Genomic DNA, 22,613 nt, shown 5'->3' with positions numbered 1-22,613 from the left:
TATAGATTTTAGGTTTAAAGAGTTTTGTTAGTGAGATTAAGAAATGTCTGTTATTTTCTAGTAGGTATTACTTTGGTATTATAGTTGTTAAATGATGCCTAAATATATAAGCAAAATATAGTTTGTGATCCTAGTTATTGTTTATATAAATGTAATCTGAAAGTATAATAGTACTTATAGCTTTAAGTTATAGTTTTAAAAAATGTTTGTAGAATTGATTGTAAATAACATATTAAATTAATTTTATGCTTATAGAATAGCCTTAAAAAATCTAATATTTTATTAACCCCTTTTAAAGAATAGTTATATTACAGCATTAATTTACTGTATTCTTGGCTTGTTGTTTCAATCTCTTTAGTAGTAGTTATCTGCCATAGCGTTTCTGCTAGGACCAGTACAATTTCATCATCACTTACTATTTTATGTGTACATCTAATAAACTGTTCATCATTCTCTTTTGTATAGCTTGTCCTTATTACATCATTATAGCTAGCTGGTTTTTTATAACTAATACTTATTTGCTTTACTGTATAGTACCTCATTATGTCTAGTGAAACCGAGTTCAGAATCCATGATAAATATTTTACATTATTAACGTGGCCATTGGTATCTATGTCACAATAACCCACGTGAAACTCTTTGATATCATGTAAATCACTGGTTGTTTTTATTTCTTTCATTATATTAATTTTGTTATCAGAGTAATTTAGCCCATAAACCTTATACACATCCTCAAATTTATTTCTACAAGGTATCCTATCTTTCATATCCAACAGAATCCATAATGAATATGCATCTGCTATTATGTTTTCATAAGAATCTAATATCTCAAATCTTATATTCATATACGATTTTCTGTATGCCGTTGGGGTCATTCTTATCTTTATGCTTTCGCTATAACTTGGATAGTCATACATATTTATTTCCCACTTATGAACAACCCACGTCAAGTTTATATTATTCATATATTGTATTCCTCTGCCTCCACTCTCGGATGCATACACAAATATGTCTTGAAGAAAATTCATTAGGCTTGTTAGTGTTAATTTCTTGTTTATGTCAACATCATAGTAGTGTATCTCATATTCTTTCTCTATTGATAACATTTTATCTCTCCTTTATCATTTTTTATGAATATGTTAATAATTAATATATAATGTAAGAAGTAATTCAAAATGCGTTAATATAATTGAAATGTATCTACCATCCTCTATTATTTTAGATTTTGTATTATCTAAGTAAAAAATATAATTGAATTTAGTATTTTTATTCTATACATTCATCTCATTATTTAATACATATTAACTTTCTACACTAAAAATGTTTAGTATTTCATTTAATAAGTTTAATTATGTTACATTTAACCTATATATTTCCATAAAAATATAATACTGCAATATTTTTGTTCACACAAATCAATTTCAATCTAATTGCATGCATTATTTAGCATCCAGCTCGTTAATACTTCATTTCTCTTACGTTTACTTTCCATTCCATTTTTAACCATTTGTTAACAAAAGTTTTCCTTATTAAGACATATATACTATTCATCTTTTTCCGTTTCGATAATATATATATATATACTTGTTATTAAAAGAACCTTTTCCCACAATTATAAAGCTATAAATTGTATTATTTTTTTCTTATAATGTCAAGTTTTTCATAATAGTTAGTCACTTTTATATTTTCAATAATTACTATTCTAATTTATAATCAATAATAAATATATCTGATACCTACATAATCTAAGTGCTCTATATATCCAATCATGATTTCACTAACTATAGCCTCATTTTATCGATTGCTAAATGTAAGGTTTATATAAAAGCAATTAAAACGCTAAAGTAGTAGACTACACAGAAACTTTATAATAACAACTAAAAATTTCAAGTTTACACTAAAATCATATTGATTAAATGTTTTTTTGATAGTACAATAACACTATAGGTTGTACGTACAATATTATTCTGTGAGAATTTCATTTTAATATATACAGAAAATATTTAAAGTACTAGTTTCAACAACAGACGAGACAATCAATAATTTTAAATAGAATCTAGCATTAATAGCTCAACTATTGATTATAATATTCACAAAATAGTTTCGCCATAAGTTGTACGTACATAATCTATGACCTTTCAATTATGTATTTTAGCAAGGAAGGTTCATAGTTAAACATCTAAACGTTATCAATTCAAATTATATAAATATTACAATATTTTATGGAGGAATAAAAATTGAGTATTACAGTGAATGATATCAAAAATTCAATTATCAACGGAAAAACAGTACTTGGTATTGAACTTGGTTCAACAAGAATCAAAGCAGTTCTTATTGGTGAAGACAACTCACCTATAGCTTCTGGCAGCCACGACTGGGAAAACAGTTACATCAATAACATCTGGACTTATAGCTTAGATGATATTTGGACAGGTATACAAGACAGTTATCAGAAGATGGCTAAAGATGTAGAAGCTCAATATGGAGTAACTCTTGAAACAATCGGTGCTATAGGTTTCAGCGCTATGATGCATGGATATATGGCATTTAATAAGGAAGGAGAACTTCTAGTTCCATTCCGTACATGGCGTAACACTATTACTGAACAAGCTTCAGAAGAATTGACTAAACTTTTTAACTATCATATTCCTCAAAGATGGAGTATAGCTCATCTTTATCAAGCTATTTTAAATGGTGAAGACCATGTAAGTGATATAAACTTCCAAACAACCTTAGAAGGATATGTTCATTGGAAGCTAACAGGCGAAAAAGTTATAGGTGTTGGTGAAGCATCAGGAATGTTCCCTATAGATATAGAAACAAAGAACTATAACTCAAATATGATTAATCAATTCAATGAATTAGTATCATCTAAAAACTTTGATTGGAAGCTTCAAGACATACTACCAAAGGTTTTATTAGCTGGTGAAAGTGCTGGAGTCCTTACAGAAGAAGGAGCAAAACTACTAGATGTTACTGGTAAACTAAAAGCTGGTATTCCTCTTTGCCCACCAGAAGGTGATGCAGGAACAGGTATGGTTGCAACAAATAGCATTGCAAAGCGTACTGGTAATGTTTCAGCTGGAACTTCAGTTTTTGCTATGATTGTTCTTGAAAAAGACTTATCAAAGCCTTATGAAGAAATAGATTTAGTTACAACTCCTACTGGTAACTTAGTTGCTATGGTGCATTGTAACAACTGTACTTCCGATCTTAATGCATGGGTAGGCTTATTTAAAGAATACTCTGAAGCAATGGGAATGGAAGTTAACATGGATAAATTATTTGCAACTTTGTATAACAAAGCTCTTGAAGGAGATTCAGACTGTGGTGGCTTATTAGCATACAACTACTTCTCCGGAGAACATATAACTAATTTTGAAGAAGGTCGTCCACTATTTGTACGTACACCAGAAAGCAAGTTTAACTTAGCTAATTTCATCCGTGTACATCTATTCACATCTTTAGGCGCTCTAAAAACTGGTTTAGACTTACTTCTTAAAGAAGAAGGCGTTAAAGTTGATGAAATGCTAGGACATGGTGGATTATTTAAAACTAAAGGTGTTGGACAAAAGATTATGGCTGCTGCTATAGATGCTCCTGTTTCTGTTATGGAAACTGCTGGAGAAGGCGGAGCATGGGGAATTGCTCTACTTGCATCTTACATGCTTAATAAAACAGAAAATGAAACATTAGAGCATTATTTAGACGAAAAGGTATTTGGCGGAAAAGTTAGTACAAAAATGAATCCAGATCCTAAGGATGTTAAAGGCTTTGATGAATTCATGAACCGTTATACTAATGGACTTGCTATAGAAAGAGCTGCTGTAAATAATCTTAAATAAATAAAAATGGAGTAACCTTAAATCAATGGTTACTCCATTTTTATTTATAAATTTAATGCTCCATTTACATATCATTACTCTTTTCTATATTATAGACACCAAATAATATGATGATAATTCCCACTAATTGAATTAGATTTATCTTCTCTCCAAAAATAAGTAATCCTGCAATAATTGATGTAGGCACTTCTATGTTACCAATAACAGAAGTGTTAAAGGAACCAATATGCTTTATTGAATAATAGAACAGCATGAGTGGTAAAAAGGCACATAAAAGAGCTAGAACCACTATAAAAATATAGGCCTTTATTGGGAGGTTTAAATCTATTCCCTTTGAAGGCAGTCTATATATACAAAGAAGAATCAATGAGAATAGCATAGAGTAAAAAGTTAGACTCATTGCATTAATATTTTCAAGTTTCTTAGAAGAATACACATTCATAAACCCAAAAGCTGCTGCTCCTAAAATACCGTATAGTATACCTATTGGTGAATAAGAAAATGGTAAGATTCCTATAACCATGGAACATCCAATAAATATAACTATAAGCAGGCTAAAGCTTTTAATAGTAAACTTTTTATGTTCAAAAAATATTGAATATAAATATATAAAAATAGGTGATGTATAAAGTAACACCGTAGCTATTCCCACTGGAAGGTAGTAAAAGGACTTATAATAAAATACCGTCATAAAACAATCACCTATTATTCCTAAAATAATAAGTCTAAAAAGGTCCCTCTTTCCCACTTTTAATATATTGATATTAAAGGTTGCTAGTCCAACAAATAATATAGCTATAATAAAAGCATATTGTAATATTATTAAATCAATAGAATCTATATTATAAAAGAATATAAGTTTAATAAAAACTCCCGCAAGCCCAAATAAAATGGCTGATAATATAGAAGTAATGTAGCCAAGCTTCATAAGTATAACCCTACTTTCTATAGAAAATTTACTACTGTTTTAAGCTTCGTTAAAATACAATATTTTTAAACATAGTCTTACTTTTAAGATCTACAAATCAATTTTAATCTAAAGTGATTCATATGTATTTATGATTGCATTACTCCAACCTTTAATAAATTAACATAAAATAAGGTACAGTATCAAGTTAATTAAGTAACAAATTTTCTCCATCTGCCTTTTCTTAGCCACTGAAATAAATTGTTGTCTGAAAATGAATCTTTACTACAAAGCCTAAATAACTATGCTAAACCCTCGTAACTGCTATAGTTAAGCATGAGGAAAACTATATTTTCACATAGTAAAAACGCAGAAGCAAAAGGCTCTGCGTTTTAGATATATTAGCTTATAAACTGTTACCCAATAAATTCAAAAGTAATAGAATGAACCTTCAATCCACTTTGACCAAAGTATATCTTCATATAGTGGTTAACTCCAAACATATAAGTTTCTCTGCTTAGAGTTACTTTCTCTCCTCCTGTTCCATTAAAGGAATAGGTACCTATATCACTACCACTCCTAGATAGAGTAACTGGGATTTGTGCAATTTCGCTAGCAGTTGAGGATGCAGTTAAGGAAATTCTGTAGTTACCCATCTTAGCTAAAGTAATTCCCATTAAATAGCTACTTCCTCTATCAGTATTTATACCTTCCAGAGATATAGTTGTTATTTCATCAATTTTCTTATATTCCATATCAAAATCACTTGTTATTGACTGATCTTCCGGCTTGTTAATTATTTCAACTTCTCTCTCTACTCCCATCATACGTTCCATAGATGGTGTACGCATCAAAAAGCTGCAAATATTAGATGCACATCTTACAAGTTCTCCACGAGTTAAGGTTCCCTCTTTTAAAGAAGCTAGTAAATTATCACCATAACTAACTGCATCTTGAGTAACCATGTATACGTCATTTTGAGAACGTACCATTGCTGCTAGGTTCTCTCTTGAAGGTTTTTCTCCCTCATCATTTGCCATGGCCCACCAGTCAGTCATAACAAATCCGTCATATTTCCATTCATTACGTAGTATTTCAGTATTTTGATCGTAATTACCTGCTGTCCATACTCCATTCACAGCACCATAAGTAGTCATAATTGAATATGCCCTACTGTTTTTTACTGCCATCTCATATCCCTTTAAGTATATTTCACGGAGTGCACGCTCTGAAACTATACAATTTATTTCAGTTCGCTTAAACTCTTGGTTGTTTGCACAGAAATGTTTAATAGTTCCTGTAACTCCTACACGATGCATACCCTTTAATTGAGCTACGGCCATCTCTCCAGTCAAGAATGGATCTTCTGAGAAATATTCAAAGTTACGTCCATTTAGAGGATGCCTATGAATATTAATTCCAGGTCCAAGCAAGGTATCTACACGGTTGTTACGCATTTCTAAACCTTCCATCTCGAATAAAGCCTCATTTAACTCTGTATTAAAGGTGCAAGCCAGTAAGGTTCCATTGGGCAAGCTAAAAGCATTAGTTCCTGAGTCTAAACGCATACCAGAAGGTCCATCAGTACAGCACCCAGCTGGAATACCAAACTCTAAAAGTCTCTCAGTAACACCTCCAAAGGCAGCAGCGGTTCCAGGAGTTACCTTAGGGCTACACATTCCCTCAGCTTTAATCATATAACTAAGCTCTTCATCTGATAGTTGTGCTAAAAATTCACCTATAGAAACTGTACCATTCTTTACATCCTTAAGCTTGTAGCCTCTATCGCCAGTATATTCTTTGCAACTTGGAATACTAGCTTTACGTCGACTTTCTATATCAATGGTTCTAGTAGGCACTTTATCCATCGTAATTGTAAAAGTACCATTTTCATTTCTTCGTGGCTTCATTCTATCAAATTCATTAACAGGAGCCATAGCTTCTGTAAGTTTGCTGGTTTCCATTATTTCATTTAAGCTAAAACCTCCAACTAAGGCAGCTGAACGTACGTCTGAACCAACAAATAATTCATAAGAGCCTGCTTCCAAAACATAACAAGATTTGTGACCGGTTACACCGATGTCATCGTAGGAAGCCATCATAGATTTTTCCACAAATATTTCTAGATCTTCACTTTCTCCTGGTCTTAAAGTTTTTGTTTTCTTAAATGCCACTAAATTTCTAATTGGTTTACCAAGTAATCCTTGTGGTGGATTTACATAAACCTGAACTACTTCCTTACCTGAAACCTCTCCGGTATTAGTAACGGTAACTTTTAAAGTAACCCTTTCTTCAGCTTCATTAAATTCAGTTTCCATAGAAAAACTTGTGTAGGAAAGACCAAAACCAAAAGGATATTGTACCTTTTCCTTAGCAAAGGTTTCAAAATAACGATATCCAACATAAATATCTTCTTGATAAACGTTAGTGACAGCACCACCAAAGTTTGAATCTGATGGATAATCGCTTAAATTATAAGCTATAGTATCTGATAGCTTACCTGAAGGTGAAACTGCTCCAGTTAGTACATCTGCAACACCCATACCACCTTCCATTCCACCATGCCATGCATATAACACTGAGGATGGGTTATATTCCTCCACCCACTTCATATCAATTATATTTCCTACATTTAAAACAACAGCAACTCTCTTAAAGCTTGAACATACCTTAGATATCATTTCCTTCTCTAAGTCACTTAAATAATAGCTTCCTGACTCATTTTTATTATCTTTATCTTCACCAGCAGTTCTTCCAATAACAATAATAGCAATATCTGATTTATCTGCTGCAGCAGAGACTATGTTATCACTTAAAGGCATCTCAACCTGTGACCAAGGTTCACCAGCCCAGCCAACTCCCTTATCAATTGGGTTTTCCTTACACCAAGCCTCGTAGATATTCACTAATTCTTCATTTATATATATGTCTTTGCAAGCCTTAAGGCCATCTAAAATTCCATGAACATAGTTTACATTGACCAAGCCACCAGAGCCTGTTCCACTTTTATAATAATCAAATTGAATACGACCAAATACAGCTACATTTTCACCTTTTAAAATAGGTAAAGCTTTGTTGTCGTTCTTTAACAAAACACAACCTTCTGCTACTGAAGTTCTAGCAATTTCTACGTATTTATTCCAATCTAATGTATAGGCTTTCATTAATTTATCCTCCCAAATATATATTGTGGAGCCATTTTATATAGATGTATCACTTCATATTGAAATCTATATTCTCAAATTCTCCTCTCATAACCCAGAGGAGCTTTGAAAATAGTTTTCGGATTAAAGTGATACATCTTTAGATGTACCACTCCTTAATAAAACTATATTTTCAAATTATTCTCTCAGAACTAGAGTGGCTTTAAAAATAAGTTTTGGATCGAATTGGCACGCCTTTAAAGAGTTACTATATGGAAACTCTATAGCTCCACAATTTATTAATTCTATAATCTTTTATAAATTAATTTCTACACTGGTGCTTCCTGCTGCTGCTTCAACCGTTATATCAGCTCCTGCAACAACTACCTTAAAGTTTTTATCAACTGCAGCATAAGAAACCTTTATTACCTTACCACTTCTTGTAGCAGTTATATCAGTAAGCTTATTTGCCATACTATCGTAAATAGAAGCTGTAGCTGATTTGCCATCTTCTAATCCATAAATAGTTACTTCTGCATTTTGCAGATAATCATAAACTACATTATTGTTTGCAAACTCACCGTAGGTCACAATTGAATTTGGCCTTGCAAGGATAGGCATTTCATAGTAATCACAATTTCTTTGATAGTATCTGCCTCCTTCATAAGTATCCTTTGTAACTACATCATACCAAGTTCCTTGTGGTACATAGAATTCAGCTAAACCTTCTTCATTCATTACTGGAACTATTAGAAGGTTATCTCCTAACATATATTGTTGATCAAGATACTTACATGCAGTATCCTTTGAGAAGGCTATGATCATTGAACGCATCATTGGAACTCCCACTTCATGGGTCTTAATTGCCTGTGCCCAAAGATATGGCATCATTTTTCCTTTTAATTTTGTATAGAAACGTAATACATCACAGGCTTCATCATCAAAAGTCCATGGCACTCTATAAGATGATGACCCATGAAGACGACTATGAGTTGACATCAAACCAAAAGCACACCATCTCTTATATACATCTGCTGGTGCTGTTGCTTCAAATCCTCCGATATCATGACTGAAGAAACCAAAACCTGAAGAACAAAGTGAAAGACCTCCACGGACAGTTTCAGCCATTGCTGAGTATTCTGCATAGCAGTCTCCTCCCCAATGTACTGGGAACTTTTGTCCACCTACTGTTGCACTTCTAGCAAATAGGCAAGCCTTATCCTTACCATAGTATTCTTCTAAAGCTTCAAATACACATTTGTTATAGAGATAAGTATAATAATTGTGCATCTTTATTGGATCCATACCATTATGATATACACACTTTGTTGGAATTCTTTCACCAAAATCAGTCTTTATATTGTTAACACCCATCTTGAATAATTCCTTCAAAAGCTCCTTATACCACTGGCAAGCTTCTGGATTTGTAAAATCAACAATAGCCATTCCTGGCTGCCAGAAGTCAGTTTGGAACACACTGCCATCGGAGTTCTTTATGAAGTATCCTTTTTCTTTACCTATATCAAATAACCTGGATCTCTGACCTATATATGAATTTATCCATACACATATCTCTAAGCCCTTGTCATGAAGTCTCTTTAGCATACCTTTAGGATCTGGAAATTGTCTCTTGTCCCATTCAAAGTTACACCATTCATATTCCTTCATCCAGAAGCAATCAAAATGGAACACCTGTAATGGAATATCTCTTTCAGCCATTCCATCAATGAAGGAATTAACTGTTTCCTCATCATATTTAGTTGTAAAGGAAGTAGATAACCACAACCCAAAAGAATAAGCTGGTGGAAGTGCTGGCTTCCCAGTTAAGGTTGTATAATTCTTTATAACCTCTTCTAGGTCTTCCCCTCCAATTACAAAATACTCTAATTCTTCACCAGGTACTGCAAAAGATACTTTTGATACTGTATCTGACATAACTTCAAAGGACACCTTATCTGTACTGTTTACAAGTACTCCATAGCTCTTAGAAGAAACATAGAATGGTATATTTTTATAACTTTGATCTGAACAAGTACCACCATCGTTATTCCATATCTCAACGTTTTGTCCATTCTTAACAAATGGAGTGAATTTCTCTCCGAAGCCATATATACATTCCCCAATATCTGTCTTTAACTGTTCTCTTATATATGATGTATTTGGGTCCTGTGGATAGTTGAAGAATTGATCATCCTCCTGTGCTGCCATTCTCGCATTAGCTGAAAATTGACTTTCTTTTATATAGGAAGTGGCACGCCATGCTCCCCCTGTAAGATGCCTATCTTTATAATAAAACTGAACGTTCCAATCAGTTCCTTTTTTAATAACAACCTTTGTATCACCTGAAATTAACTCAACATAATCTTCTGCTTCATTAATAGTAGGTGTGTATCCTGTATCTTCATTTAATTCGAAATAAGGAACATTATCAAGACTACCTCTAAAGTGAGTAATATTTACTTTTATAATATTCTCAGAAGTTGATGAATACGTTATCTCTAAGTTCGGACCACTTAATGTCATTCCACGATTCTGTATAACATATGGTGTTGCCAAAACCTTTATTGAGTTTTTTGTTGTTTCAATTTCATAAGGCTGTGATGCATAGTTTACTTCATATCCTCTTTTACTTAACCAAAAGCCGTCTGCTACTTTCATTTTAACCCCTTTCTATTGTTTCATGAAGAAACAATAATACCCTATTATTTTTTATTTCTTTAAACTTAAATTATTGGCTATGTTTAATAATATTGTTGAAATTAAGTGGCAATGAAGGAGCTGCTATATGAGCGAGCGATTAATTTCACACACGTTACTTTAGCAAAGCCACTTTATTAGAAACCTATTTTATATTGCTGAGAATTACAGTATAGAATTACATCTAATACATTTACTATCACCCTTCTATATGTTATTATATTGATGTTTAGATATGAATTCTTTAACTATAATGCTTATTTTTTGCACTATTTTGATGTTATGTAAATTTTCTGTGATCTAGGGGGATTTTTTATGAGAGAACACCGTAATTTTGAGGAAAAAATACTTCATGGGACTGCGGAGCTGCCAATAGCTCTCCATAAGCTTACTTACCCTGAGGGCACAGATATGCTTTTCTATCTTCATTGGCACAAAGAGTTTGAAATACTTTTCGTAACAGGAGGAAGTATTTTATTTACAATAGAGCAGCATGAATATCTTCTACATCCTGGAGACTATGTTTTTATAAATTCTAATTACTATCATTCTGCCAAAGCCGCCTCAAATGAAAGCTGTAGCTTTTTTGCTCTTGACTTTTCTTATCAGCTCTTTCATGAAAACTTAAACTCACGTTTCTGCAAAAAATATATTCTTCCTATATTAAATGGCAGCCTTGAACCATATGAAGTTATAAGAAAAGCAGACTCAGATACTAATCCAGATTCTTGGCAAGCTAAAGTAATGAAACTTCTTATAGATATCAATAAGTATGAGGAGTATGAGCTTGAGTTACACGAGCTAGAAATAAAAAGCCACTTATTTATAATTTGGGATCTGTACTACAAGAACTGTAATATCAAAAGTGATTTTAAAGACGCAGACTTACTAAACTTAGAACGTTTAAAACCAGTAATACAGCATATACAGGATAACTATGCCTATGAAATCACCTTAGCAGAACTTGCAGGTTTTATTCCTATGAGCGAAGGACAGTTCTGTCGTATGTTCAAAAAGACTATGAAGGTCACTCCAATTCAATACATAATGCGCTATCGCATCCTTCAAAGCTGTCATATGCTTCTAGGCACAGATAAGAAAATCAGTGAAATCGCTAATCTGACTGGTTTTAATAGTATAAGCTATTACAACAGATTATTTACCCAGACCATTGGCTGCTCGCCTAAGCACTATCGTAATAGCCAAGGCTAGTGGTAAAGTTGTATTGCTAATTGGCAAACTATTATAACAGCAGGTGTAACCTATTATATTGATGAATATCACAAAAAAGCTAGCTTCTCTTTATTTAGGAAACTAGCCTCTTGTTATATAATCTTTTGACTATGTTTAATTTCAACACAGTACTTTAACAGCGCCAATCTTTTAAAAACTATTCTAATAATGTTCTTATTACTAGACCTTTTTATCCAGTAAAACACCATGACCTATGTCTCCGTACATTAAGGCATTCTTTACTTCCTCAACATAACTTTTATTCTCCATATAGTCATCATCCACCTTATCTTCAGTAGCTTTTTCTTCAGCGACTTTACCATCCTTGTTACGCCACTGTTTCTTCTTTTTAAGTAGAAGATTTCTAAACCTATAATCTTTCTGTACTATACGGACCTTCGGTACTGCAGTAATCCTTTCTACCTTTTTTTCAACCTCCATACATAAAACTCCTTCCTTGGACCTTATGATTAATTATCGTAGTAAATAGATAAAAATAAATACTTATAATGCAGAAAATTCTAAAAACTCCAGTTCACTAAAAGCCTTCACAAATTCTTTTACTCCGTAGTTTTCGAATTCAACCGCAAGCATCATATCATCTTCATTAATAACTTTTCCTATTCCGTATTTTTTGTGTTTTACTTTCCTTATAGCTACCTTGGCTTCTGACTCAGTATTCTCAACCTTTTCATCTATTGCTTCCACCGCTACTTCTTCTTTATCCTCTTTATTTCTAGCCTCTATAATTTGCTTTTTAAGCTCCTGTAAGCTTATACCTTCACCTTTATTGTTATCACTCTGTAGTAACTGCTCCGGCAACATATGAATATATCTACTTTCTCCAGGAACAGCTCTGTGATAATCAGGATTAGTATAGTAAGAAAGTTCTAGCCAATCCTTTGCTCTAGTAATACCCACAAAAAACAGCCTCATCTCCTCTTCTTCTTCCTCCATAGCTCTAGTCTGTAAGGGAATCAGCCCATAGTTTACCCCTGTGATAAACACATAGGAAAACTCTAGCCCCTTAGAAGCATGTAAGGTCATTAGCTTTACAGTATCACTATCGCTACTTATATCTTTTTTTAATATATTAACTCCATACAAGGCTGAAGAGTTTACAAAGTCCCTAAGCCCATCAACGAATTGCATTTCTCTTTCTTTCACATATTCTGTGATAATATCAAGGAAAGTGCAAATGGCTTCTTTATCTTCCTCATAGCTAGCTGAGGTTGGCCTTATATACTTATCCAACTCAAAATAGTTATAAATCTCCTTTGCTTCTTTTACCGAAGAACAGGCTATAAGAAAGTTATACATTTTGGTATATAGCTCTGATTTCTCTATAATCTGCTCTTTTAAAAGCTTTCTAGCTGCTGCTTCCTTTATCCTTTCACCATAATCCTTATTGCTAATAACATATAAGCCAGAGGAGAAATCCTTAGGATTTATGGAAAAGCGAAGTAGTTTTATCATCCAGTTGAGCACTGGAATATCTCTTATATTTTTCTTCATAGATACTTCATAAGGAATATTATTTTTTATAAATACATCCTCAAAAACCTGTGACTGATTCTGTAATCTATAGAAAACTGCCATTTCACTATACTTTATCCCTGAATTATGTAATTCCTTGATCTTATCCACTAAATAACAAGCTTCATTAAAGGGATTGTAATGATTCTTAACTATAATTTTATTTCCTGAATCTCTCATGCCTTTCAGCTCACTTCCATCTAGCAAGAAACATCTAGCAGCCTCTAAAATAGAAGTACTTGATCTATAATTGATTGGAAGGGTTAATTCTTTTGCCATATATTTATGCTTTAGTGTATAAAATACATTGAGAGTACTTCCACGCCAGCTGTAGATAACCTGATTTGGATCACCTACTGCAAATAATTTAGTGTTAGAACCTTTCAGCTTATCAATAAAATCAAGCTGTAATTTATCACTATCCTGAACTTCGTCTATTATTATCCACTTAGGTGCAGCCTCACTATGCTCCAGCAGAATATTTACGTTTCTTAGTATATCCTCAAAGGTCATTTTGTTTTGCTTAATTTTTTCTTCTTTTATTAAATCCACTAGTTTAAATATATCATCATTATATTTTGAAACCTTTTCCTCTTCCTTCTCCAAAGAAGAAGCTTGCTCAAGCCTCTTTTTTAAACGATTCTTGTACTTAATTGTAAGCTTTTCTTCCTGTATTATTTCCAAGGCAATATCTAACTCTTCTTCTGGTTCTATAACCATAAATTCTTTAGTATAGCCTAATTTATCAACAGGTAGCGAATTTTTTAACAAATAAAGTGCAACACTATGAAAGGTTCCAAAACCTTCTAACTGTTCTATCTCAATACTGCTATCAAGAGCTACTAATCTCTCCTTTATCTCATTAGCGGCCTTATTAGTAAAGGTTAGAACAATCATGTCTTTATAGCTTACGTTCTTTCCATAGTGAAGATACATAACCTTTGAAGTCAGTACTGTGGTCTTGCCACTTCCCACATTTGCTTTTACAATGCAGGCTTCACTTTCGTCTAGTACTGCTTCTCTTTGATATTCATTCAATCTTTCTAGTTCTCTTTTATAGTCCATGGAATCCTCCTATTCCACAAGATCTTCATATCTTCTCTCTAATTTATTTTTTACGCTCTTTCTATCAACATCATTAGCTTCAAGTCTTAATTTTAGATTAATTCCAGCTGGAGCATCAGTATTGAAGGAAATTATATTCAGTATGCTCTTTTTATTTGTCTCTTCCATTACCCATTCCTTATAAAAAGGATTATTTAACACCAAAGTAATAGTTCTATTATCTATTTCAACCTCAGAAATCGTACTTAAAAATGTTGCAAAGGAATCACCATTTTCCTTAATATACTCGCAAAACTCAATCCACTTTTCCTGTAGCTGAGTAAATTTGAAGGGCTTTCTAATGAAGGTTGACTCAGCATACTCCACCAGCTTAATATCCTTTGGTGCTTCCATTTCTTCTAATAAGTTTTTTAAGCCCCATAAAACCATAGCCTTATTTAGCTTATAATCACCAATACATGCAGCGCAGCCACTTTCACACTTGCAGCCTCCTACCAGCTTAATAGCACCATCAATAATCTCATTAGTTAGATCAAATACTTTTTCTGAATATCCTAATCCACCTATATACTTATCATAAATGAACATATATACTTCATCGTCAAAATTGTCACTTAACTCTATGGCGTTATTTGACATTGAAACTCCAATATCCTCCTGCTCAGTCATGGTAATCATCATTGCCACGTTTTTTATAGCATAACATAATCCTTCAAAATGATTGTTTCTTATAAACATTCCATTTTCACTTTCCTGAAGCAACCTTCTGTATACCTTAACTACGTTATTAGGGATTCTTATCCAAGTGCTTTCCGTATCAAAATCTTTTGATAGTGGCTTTTCTAACTGCTCAAAGCCTAAGTTTTGATGATTATGGAATTGCAGTTTTTTATACATATAAACTATCTCATCCACATTTATATCACCAAAGGCAACTTTTACCCTATTATAGTCCATATCTCTATTTCCTTGAATGATCCTAATACTTGTATTGCCACCAGGCATAGTATAGTAGTTGCCGTTAAAGGGAATAGCAAAGGCAGTCTTACTTTCCAAATCAAGCTTTATAACTTGGTACTGAATACCATCATGCATATATATAGCTCCACTGTGAAGCTCACGAAAAGCCTGCATTTCATCCATCTCTGTTATTTCTTTATTATTCGCTTGATTAATGAGTTTATATCGAAACTTATCAATGTTTCTTAAACTAAAATCTCCTGCTGGAAAGGAGTTGCCGCACCATGCAAACTTACCACTTTGATTAGTAAGTTCCTTTGCTCTTATGAGAACCGGAATGGTTTCTCCAAGGTCAGGGAAAATAGATATATCATCCAAGGTTAAAGGTATCTCCGCAGCTGCAGCACGTATATGAGCAAGCTCTATAAGGAGGTTATTCTTGTCAATCACTGCATTTTCACTACCACTTTCAAAGAGCCAGTCTGGATTAATGCCTATATATTGATCAAAAGGCAGATTATCAAGAATTAAATAGTTAGAACTTTCTTTTCCGCTTCTACCTGCTCTTCCTGTCTGCTGCCAGAAGGAAGCTCTTGTTCCAGGGTATCCAACCAGAAGCGTAGTGTCAATTTTTCCAATATCAATTCCTAGTTCTAGAGCATTGGTAGAAACTAATCCACTCAAAGCCCCAGTGATCATCTTATTTTCAATTTCCTTACGCTCTAAGGGAGTATACCCTCCCCTGTATCCTGATATCTTATCTGCAAGGGACGCACCAAAAAAGCTTTCAGTCTCTAATTTATCTCGGGCTTCCTTCAATATTACTTCCACATTTCTTCTTGATTTTGCAAAGGCTATGAAGCTATTATCATTCTCCACTAAGTCAGGTATAAAATCAGCTGCCACCGCTGTTGTCTGCACTTGTCCATAATACTTTTTATCATCCCCCATTATCTTTGGAGGTTGTACAAGCATATATTTTCTCTTTGCAGCAGGTGAACCATCTTTATCAACTCTAACAAATTTCTGACCACAGATTTCTTCTGCAAGCTCTACTGGATTTGCTATGGTTGCTGAGCTGCAAAGGTATTGAGGAGATGAATTGTAGTATCTGCATACTCTTCCTAGTCTTCTAAATACATTTGCCAAGTGAGATCCGAAAGCACCTCTATAGGTATGTAACTCATCAATAACTACATATTTCAGATTAGAGAATATAAAATCAAACCCAAACTTACTATGATTAGGCAAAAATGCTGCATTTATCATTTCAGGATTAGTTAATATAATGTTAGCATTCTTTCTAATTCTGCTTCTTTCATTTACAGTGGTATCTCCATCGTATACCCCTGCTGAAATCCTGTTTTCCCCAAAGTATTCTAAGTATGGCTGAATAGCTCTGTATTGATCACTGGCCAATGCCTTTGTAGGGTATATGAAAATAGCTCTTGCAATAGGGTTTGATAAAATCTCCTGAATAACAGGTAATAAAAAGCTTAGTGTCTTTCCGCTGGCTGTAGAAGTAGTTATCACAACATTATTCCGTTCCATTGCCTTTTCAAACATTTCTGCCTGGTGACAGTATAAATTATCAATTCCATTTGAAGAGAGATATTCGCTTAACTCCCGTGACAGATTACTTGGAAACTCAGAATACTTTGCTGCTCTCTTAGGTATTGTCTTATTGTATATGATTAAATCGTCTATGTTCATTGTTTTTACTCCTATTCTAATAAATCAACTGTACAGAGTGCCTAACTCTTTAATTCCACCATGGAGAAAATATCCTGTTTAGATCAGATTCCAATATTACAGTTTCACCGATCTTAGGTGTTATTAGATTAACATCTGATTTTTCTGCCTCCTTTGAAGCTCTTTCTACTGGTTCCTTCCAGCCATGAAAAGCTAAAGTAAAGGCTCCCCAGTGCATCAGTATCATATTTTTTCCCTTTACATCTTGATGAGCCTGAACAGACTGCTCTGGTATCATATGTACAGAAGACCAACGTCTATCATACTGAGCTCCTTCAATCAAAGTAATATCAAAGGGGCCATATTTCTCTCCTATTTTCTTAAAGTGCTCACCATAGCCGCCATCTCCGCTAGTATAGAAACTTGTATGGCTTCCAAAAATAGCCCAGCCTCCCCACAAGGTTGTGTCTCTATTGAAGATTCCTCTACCTGAAAAGTGTTTAGAAGGAAGAAATACCAGTTTTATATCTTTAAAGCTTGTTTCCTGCCACCAATTAAGCTCTGTGATTTTATCTTTTGTTATACCCCAACGTATCAAATGAGCACCAACCCCTAAGGGTACAAAGAAATGTGAAACTTTCTTTTTTAACTTAATGATAGACTGATAATCTAAATGATCATAGTGGTCATGGGTAATTAAAACCGCATCTATAGCTGGCATATCGTCAATAATATGTGACATATTTTCACTATATTTATATCTTCTACTTCCAGCAAAAGAAACCGGAGATGCAATGTCTCCAAGCATTGGATCTAAAAGAAGCTTCTTATTATCTACACTAAGTAAAAAAGCAGAGTGCCCAAGCCAAGTTAAACTATCTTTTTCACTTTTAATTTTCTCCCAATCAATAGCAGAAACAATAATCTTCCCAATAGGTTTTCTCTGATTATTATCTTTTACAGAGTCTTTAAGCATTGAAACTCCACTGGTTACCCCCATGTTCATCTTCATTTCACTTTCATTTACAAACTTTCCATCTACGTAATTATCAAGATGTTTATAAAGTTCTTTGTTGGATTTCCCACCGAATACTGGACTTAAATTAATAAACAAGGCTACTGCTATACATAGTAACACTAGAAAAATAATTATATATACCATCCCACTACTCCCTTCTCTTTATATTCACTTTTATAGTTATTTATTTTAGAAACTTCTAATTTACTATTATGAATCAGTTGTTTAAAAATACTTTTACAGAACTACTTTTCTTATATCTTTTTATGCCATTATATCAATGTATATAGAAAAAGTATAGGAGTATAACTTAGTCATATTACCAAGTTTAAATTATGCCTTTTCTATATTTCCTATTTAGATTGCTACATAACAATTGTATAACTTCTAAAAGTATTATTAGATTAACTATGAGTGCTATTTAAGGAACTATACAGTATTATTAAGAAGTTTTCATATGCAAAAGGAGCTAAATAGTCTAGTCTACACCAAACTATTTAGCTCCTTTTTTAACTAGTGAGTATATATCCACTATATACTCAGATAACTCATCAAATTACTTACTAACTTTTTCTTTGTGCACTACTCCTGCAGTAGCCTGGTGAGTTGGAGTTACTGTAACCTCACAGATTTGCACATGTGCAGGCACAGAAGCAGTATAAAGTATTACATCTGCTATATCCTCTGCAGTTAATGGCTCAATCCCTTCATAAACAGCATCAGCTTTTTCCTTATCACCGTGGAATCTTATCACACTAAAGTTAGTCTCAACCATACCCGGTTGTATATTAGTTACCTTAATAGGAGTGTCAACTACATCCATCCTCAAGCCATCACTGATAAACTTCACTGCAGCCTTTGTAGCGCAATAAACAGTACCTCCTGGATATGCTACTATACCTGCAGTTGACCCTATATTTATCACATGTCCTCTTCCATTGCCAATCATAATAGGAACTATTTTTCTAGTAAGATATAACAGACCTTTGATATTTGTGTCTATCATAACATCAAAGTCTTCCATATCTTCTTCCTGAACCTTTTCAAGACCTTGAGCAAGACCTGCATTATTCACCAATATATCTATATTTTTTAGCCTTTCAGGCATACTTTCAAAAATGCTGTTAATAGCCTTCTTATCACGAACATCTAACTTATAGGTATGAACCTCAACTGCATAATCTTTCACTAATTGCTCTTTTAAAGCATCAAGCTTTTCTAAACTTCTTGCGCAAAGTATAAGTATAGCCCCTTCCTTTGCAAATCTCACAGCTGCAGCCTCACCAATACCACTGCTAGCACCACTTATAAAAACTATTTTATCCTTTAACATCTACTCCACCTCTTCTAAAATTGCTTAACTCTTATGAATGTGTAATTTAATAAAAATTAATTGTTAAGATTAATTCTACTTATTGGTAGAGTAAATTGCAATACTTCTTAGTTATTCATATTTGAGGTATATAATATTATACTTTGATGAAATTGTGCAGACAGTGTCTGCACAATTTCATAGCAATATTTTCTCTCATCTTCATGTATTTCACCATCAAAACAATTTATACGTTTTTCTAGATCTTCAATGGTTGGCAAAGCATTCTCAAACTCTTCAGGTAATTCTCCAAATAGTTTGTATTCACTTCCCCCAATTGGTTTTGTCATATCCTTAAGAGCATACTCCGCAATCAACTTATTTTTCTCCCTGCATAATAGTAGTCCTATTGTAGGATTATCTTGTTCAGTCTTTAAGATATCATCAACAGCAGAAAGATAAAAAATTAGCTTTTCTGCATATTCAGGTACAAATTTTCCTGTCTTTAACTCAATAACCACATAAGATTTTAATTTCAAATGATAGAATAATAAGTCAATATAAAAATCTTCACCAGCTACTTCCATGTGATATTGATTTCCTACAAATGCAAAACCTGAGCCAAGTTCTAAAAGCAACTTAGTAACCTGCTTTACAAGCTCTTTTTCAAATTCAACTTCTAACATATCTTCTCTAAATGTAATAAAGTCAAAATTATAAGGATCTTTTAAAATTTCCTTTGCAAGTATACCTTGTATTCGGGATAAATTTTTTTCGTAGTTAGTAGTTTTTTCTACTAGAACTTGTTTTTTATATAAATTGGTTTTTATTTGATTTGCAAGTATATTTAAAGACCATCCATTTTCTATAGTCTTTTCAATATACCATTTTCTTTCTTCATGTGATCTTACCTTATCCATAATCTCAATATTATGAGACCATGTTATTTGTGCAGACACTGTCTGCACAAATTCAAAATCTTTATATATCTCTGCAAACTTACGCATATATTTTAAATTCCGCACTGAAAACCCCTTCAATTTAGGAAATTCAAGTTTAATATCTTTAGCAAGTGTATCAATAAACTTATTGCCCCATTCACTGTTCTTAAGAATAACATTACCTATATTCCAATATAACAATATAAACTCCCTATTTACAGCTTTTATAGCTTTATACTGTGATGACTGTATCTGTTCCTTTATTGTCTGTATGGTTTCAAAATAATCATTTTCATTAATGAGCATCGTATACCTCCACTTCTACGCTTTAGTTGTTTCCTACTCAATCCCTTAGTATTTCAAAAACGTCAAAATGAGCTTTCTATTTTATACAATCCCAAAACATATATGTTTTACTTTGCCTTTTATGGCATTAATTCTATACACTTTTTGAACCACGTATGCCAATCACTTTAGTATTAATATTTTATCTTAACATTCTAATATATTACATATCTATTACACTATTGATAAACTTTATTATCCTTATTAATTAAGCGATGGAACATATTTTAATAAAAGCCTTCTTTTCTAAGAGACCGCTTTTCAACAACAATCTCATTAGTATATTTGTTTCATTTGCAATCTATTAAATATTTTTAGCTACAATATTGGATAACTCATGAAATATCAAATATCAGTTAACATAGCCAAAAAACTACTCTTCATTTCATACCTTGAATGATGGTGTAATATAGTAAAGATGCAGAGACTTTAAATAGTAAAAATAAATATTTATCACCTTTCTTTTAAATCATACCCTAACTTTATGATGCTCTTTTCAGTTTCATAAAAGCCTTCCTTACCATAAAAAAATTTCTCGCTAAATAATTGCATTTCTCCAAATACACTATTATAAGAAAGTGAATTACCTACAAAATACTCGGATCGTAATTTTAAATATTTATAGAAACTGTTGCTATGATTTGTGGCTTTGATCAAAAACTCTAATAACTTTTTTGCCTCTTCCTTCCTATCTTTTAGTGCCAAATAAACTACTAATATATGAAAGAACTGAACGCTTAAATAGCTAATTCTAGGCTCTAGCATCAAACTTTCCCTTTCAGAAACCATATTATCCATAAAACCTTTTGCTTTATGAGGTAGCTTTTCAATATCGTGTACCAGAAAGTATTGTACTATCAAGTACCCCATCAATATTTGATATGAATTTTTACTGCAAGTAACCTCTTCCTTTGTTAATTTCCTTAAACTCCCAACAAGCAAATTTATCATATATTCATTCTCATCGCCGTTATTGTACATGTACTGTTTGAACAAATTTACCAAAGCAAACTCCTTGTCCTTTATATATAAATAAGCAAACTTGCCATCTCCAAAAACTAAAGCTTGTACCCCTATAAAAATACATAAAAATAAAGGGGCTACTATAAAGCAATACAATTTATAGTCCACTAAATTAAGGATAACTATAAGTATTGCTGCCATAATTAAACTCCCCACTGGCCCCGCTATGTTGATAATTGACATTTTTAATACGCTTCTCCTATAAGCCTCTTCAGAATTAATTTTAGATAACTTAATATTTACACTTCCAAGTTTACCTCTGGTTTCAAAGCTTACTTCTTTTATTTCCCATCTTCCAGCTGTTTTTTCAAAGGTAAAAGGAATTGAATATAAGTTATAAGGTGACTCTCCCAAAATCTTAGCTACTATAGCATGGGTTAATTCGTGTAATAAAGTGCATAAGATCGCGCAAACTACTGAATATAAAAGTCCAATAAGCAATATATATATATTTTGATTTTGTTAAAAGACATAAAACTTACTGTTGCATAAACAACAAATACAGTCATAGAAAAAATACTAAAGTATAAGTTATTTTTTTTCATTACACTTACCTCTTATTTTTCTTAATAAAGTAAACATGTCCTAAATATATTATTGCATATTAAGGTAATTATTGGTATATAATATTGCACAGTTATTTTTTATCCGTAAATTGAAAAACTAACTTCCGTTTTCCAAGTCAACCGGAAGTTAGTTATGTATAGAGTTTGATATAATTAAAATGATATTTGTCCTTAGCATATTAAGGAGAGTAATTATGTCAGATAAAGATTTATGCAAAGGAAAACACCTTAAGATAGAAGATCGACTTATAATTGAATACGGGCTAGATGAAAATTACACATTAAAAGAAATTGCTTAAAGAGTTAAGAATGACCCGACTACTATCTCTA

Annotated in this window: 14 protein-coding genes; 3 read left to right on the top strand and 11 right to left on the bottom strand. The window is 32.7% G+C overall.

Annotated elements, in window-relative coordinates:
* Nucleotides 1–308: 308 nt before the first annotated feature.
* Complete coding sequence (locus GXK57_RS02495) at nucleotides 309–1,106, bottom strand: acyl-ACP thioesterase domain-containing protein (protein WP_160670934.1); 798 nt, start codon at nucleotides 1,104–1,106, stop codon at nucleotides 309–311.
* Between the two features lie 1,131 nt (nucleotides 1,107–2,237).
* On the opposite strand from GXK57_RS02495, the gene GXK57_RS02490 reads away from it, so the two are divergent.
* Nucleotides 2,238–3,845 (top strand): FGGY-family carbohydrate kinase, encoded by a 1,608-nt coding sequence (locus GXK57_RS02490; protein WP_160670931.1) that lies wholly within the window; start codon nucleotides 2,238–2,240, stop codon nucleotides 3,843–3,845.
* Between the two features lie 64 nt (nucleotides 3,846–3,909).
* Here the strand turns inward: GXK57_RS02490 and GXK57_RS02485 are convergent, their stop codons facing one another.
* The 3 genes from GXK57_RS02485 to yicI all read right to left on the bottom strand — a co-directional run bounded on the left by GXK57_RS02485 (nucleotide 3,910) and on the right by yicI (nucleotide 10,553).
* Nucleotides 3,910–4,773 (bottom strand): DMT family transporter, encoded by an 864-nt coding sequence (locus GXK57_RS02485; RefSeq protein ID WP_160670928.1) that lies wholly within the window; start codon nucleotides 4,771–4,773, stop codon nucleotides 3,910–3,912.
* A gap of 395 nt (nucleotides 4,774–5,168) precedes the next feature.
* Nucleotides 5,169–7,916, bottom strand: a complete 2,748-nt coding sequence (locus tag GXK57_RS02480; protein WP_160670925.1) for a glycoside hydrolase family 3 protein — start codon at nucleotides 7,914–7,916, stop codon at nucleotides 5,169–5,171.
* A 294-nt stretch (nucleotides 7,917–8,210) separates the two neighbouring features.
* A complete protein-coding gene (yicI, locus tag GXK57_RS02475; protein WP_160670923.1) occupies nucleotides 8,211–10,553 on the bottom strand; it encodes an alpha-xylosidase in 2,343 nt (780 codons plus the stop codon).
* A 354-nt stretch (nucleotides 10,554–10,907) separates the two neighbouring features.
* On the opposite strand from yicI, the gene GXK57_RS02470 reads away from it, so the two are divergent.
* On the top strand, nucleotides 10,908–11,804 hold the full coding sequence (locus tag GXK57_RS02470) for an AraC family transcriptional regulator (protein ID WP_160670920.1): 897 nt from the start codon (nucleotides 10,908–10,910) through the stop codon (nucleotides 11,802–11,804).
* Nucleotides 11,805–12,005: 201 nt separating this feature from the next.
* Here the strand turns inward: GXK57_RS02470 and GXK57_RS02465 are convergent, their stop codons facing one another.
* The 7 genes from GXK57_RS02465 to GXK57_RS02435 all read right to left on the bottom strand — a co-directional run bounded on the left by GXK57_RS02465 (nucleotide 12,006) and on the right by GXK57_RS02435 (nucleotide 22,158).
* Nucleotides 12,006–12,266 (bottom strand): hypothetical protein, encoded by a 261-nt coding sequence (locus GXK57_RS02465; protein ID WP_160670917.1) that lies wholly within the window; start codon nucleotides 12,264–12,266, stop codon nucleotides 12,006–12,008.
* Between the two features lie 63 nt (nucleotides 12,267–12,329).
* Nucleotides 12,330–14,426: an ATP-dependent helicase gene (locus tag GXK57_RS02460; protein WP_160670914.1), complete on the bottom strand. Its 2,097-nt coding sequence runs from the start codon at nucleotides 14,424–14,426 to the stop codon at nucleotides 12,330–12,332.
* A gap of 9 nt (nucleotides 14,427–14,435) precedes the next feature.
* Nucleotides 14,436–17,099 carry a DEAD/DEAH box helicase gene (locus GXK57_RS02455; RefSeq protein ID WP_160670911.1) on the bottom strand — a complete coding sequence of 888 codons (2,664 nt, stop codon included), beginning with the start codon at nucleotides 17,097–17,099 and terminating at the stop codon, nucleotides 14,436–14,438.
* 49 nt (nucleotides 17,100–17,148) lie between these two features.
* The gene (locus GXK57_RS02450) at nucleotides 17,149–18,240 is read right to left on the bottom strand and encodes an MBL fold metallo-hydrolase (RefSeq protein WP_160670908.1); all 1,092 of its coding nucleotides are present in this window, start codon (nucleotides 18,238–18,240) and stop codon (nucleotides 17,149–17,151) included.
* 412 nt (nucleotides 18,241–18,652) lie between these two features.
* A complete protein-coding gene (locus GXK57_RS02445; protein ID WP_160670905.1) occupies nucleotides 18,653–19,429 on the bottom strand; it encodes an SDR family NAD(P)-dependent oxidoreductase in 777 nt (258 codons plus the stop codon).
* A gap of 107 nt (nucleotides 19,430–19,536) precedes the next feature.
* Nucleotides 19,537–20,655 (bottom strand): PDDEXK nuclease domain-containing protein, encoded by a 1,119-nt coding sequence (locus tag GXK57_RS02440; RefSeq protein WP_160670902.1) that lies wholly within the window; start codon nucleotides 20,653–20,655, stop codon nucleotides 19,537–19,539.
* A 492-nt stretch (nucleotides 20,656–21,147) separates the two neighbouring features.
* Entirely contained in the window at nucleotides 21,148–22,158 is a 1,011-nt protein-coding gene (locus GXK57_RS02435) for a site-2 protease family protein (RefSeq protein ID WP_347709076.1), read from the bottom strand.
* Nucleotides 22,159–22,477: 319 nt separating this feature from the next.
* Between GXK57_RS02435 and GXK57_RS02430 the strand changes: the two genes are divergently transcribed.
* Nucleotides 22,478–22,582 carry a helix-turn-helix domain-containing protein gene (locus GXK57_RS02430; protein WP_160670896.1) on the top strand — a complete coding sequence of 35 codons (105 nt, stop codon included), beginning with the start codon at nucleotides 22,478–22,480 and terminating at the stop codon, nucleotides 22,580–22,582.
* The last annotated feature ends 31 nt before the right edge of the window (nucleotides 22,583–22,613 follow it).

Origin of the sequence: Clostridium sp. C8-1-8 (assembly GCF_009928445.1) — a bacterium.
In the GTDB taxonomy this organism is placed as follows: Bacteria; Bacillota; Clostridia; order Clostridiales; family Clostridiaceae; genus Clostridium_AR.
Note: the sequence above shows the minus strand (reverse complement) of the source record. Positions and strands in the feature narration are given on the sequence as shown.

Bases quoted from the DNA above. Each gene is read 5' to 3' on its own strand.
- GXK57_RS02495 (WP_160670934.1), bottom strand. From the start codon at position 1,106: ATGTTATCAATAGAGAAAGAATATGAGATACACTACTATGATGTTGAC.
- GXK57_RS02485 (WP_160670928.1), bottom strand. From the start codon at position 4,773: ATGAAGCTTGGCTACATTACTTCTATATTATCAGCCATTTTATTTGGG.
- GXK57_RS02480 (WP_160670925.1), bottom strand. From the start codon at position 7,916: ATGAAAGCCTATACATTAGATTGGAATAAATACGTAGAAATTGCTAGA.
- yicI (WP_160670923.1), bottom strand. From the start codon at position 10,553: ATGAAAGTAGCAGACGGCTTTTGGTTAAGTAAAAGAGGATATGAAGTA.
- GXK57_RS02470 (WP_160670920.1), top strand. From the start codon at position 10,908: ATGAGAGAACACCGTAATTTTGAGGAAAAAATACTTCATGGGACTGCG.
- GXK57_RS02465 (WP_160670917.1), bottom strand. From the start codon at position 12,266: ATGGAGGTTGAAAAAAAGGTAGAAAGGATTACTGCAGTACCGAAGGTC.
- GXK57_RS02460 (WP_160670914.1), bottom strand. From the start codon at position 14,426: ATGGACTATAAAAGAGAACTAGAAAGATTGAATGAATATCAAAGAGAA.
- GXK57_RS02455 (WP_160670911.1), bottom strand. From the start codon at position 17,099: ATGAACATAGACGATTTAATCATATACAATAAGACAATACCTAAGAGA.
- GXK57_RS02450 (WP_160670908.1), bottom strand. From the start codon at position 18,240: ATGGTATATATAATTATTTTTCTAGTGTTACTATGTATAGCAGTAGCC.
- GXK57_RS02445 (WP_160670905.1), bottom strand. From the start codon at position 19,429: ATGTTAAAGGATAAAATAGTTTTTATAAGTGGTGCTAGCAGTGGTATT.
- GXK57_RS02440 (WP_160670902.1), bottom strand. From the start codon at position 20,655: ATGCTCATTAATGAAAATGATTATTTTGAAACCATACAGACAATAAAG.
- GXK57_RS02430 (WP_160670896.1), top strand. From the start codon at position 22,478: ATGTCAGATAAAGATTTATGCAAAGGAAAACACCTTAAGATAGAAGAT.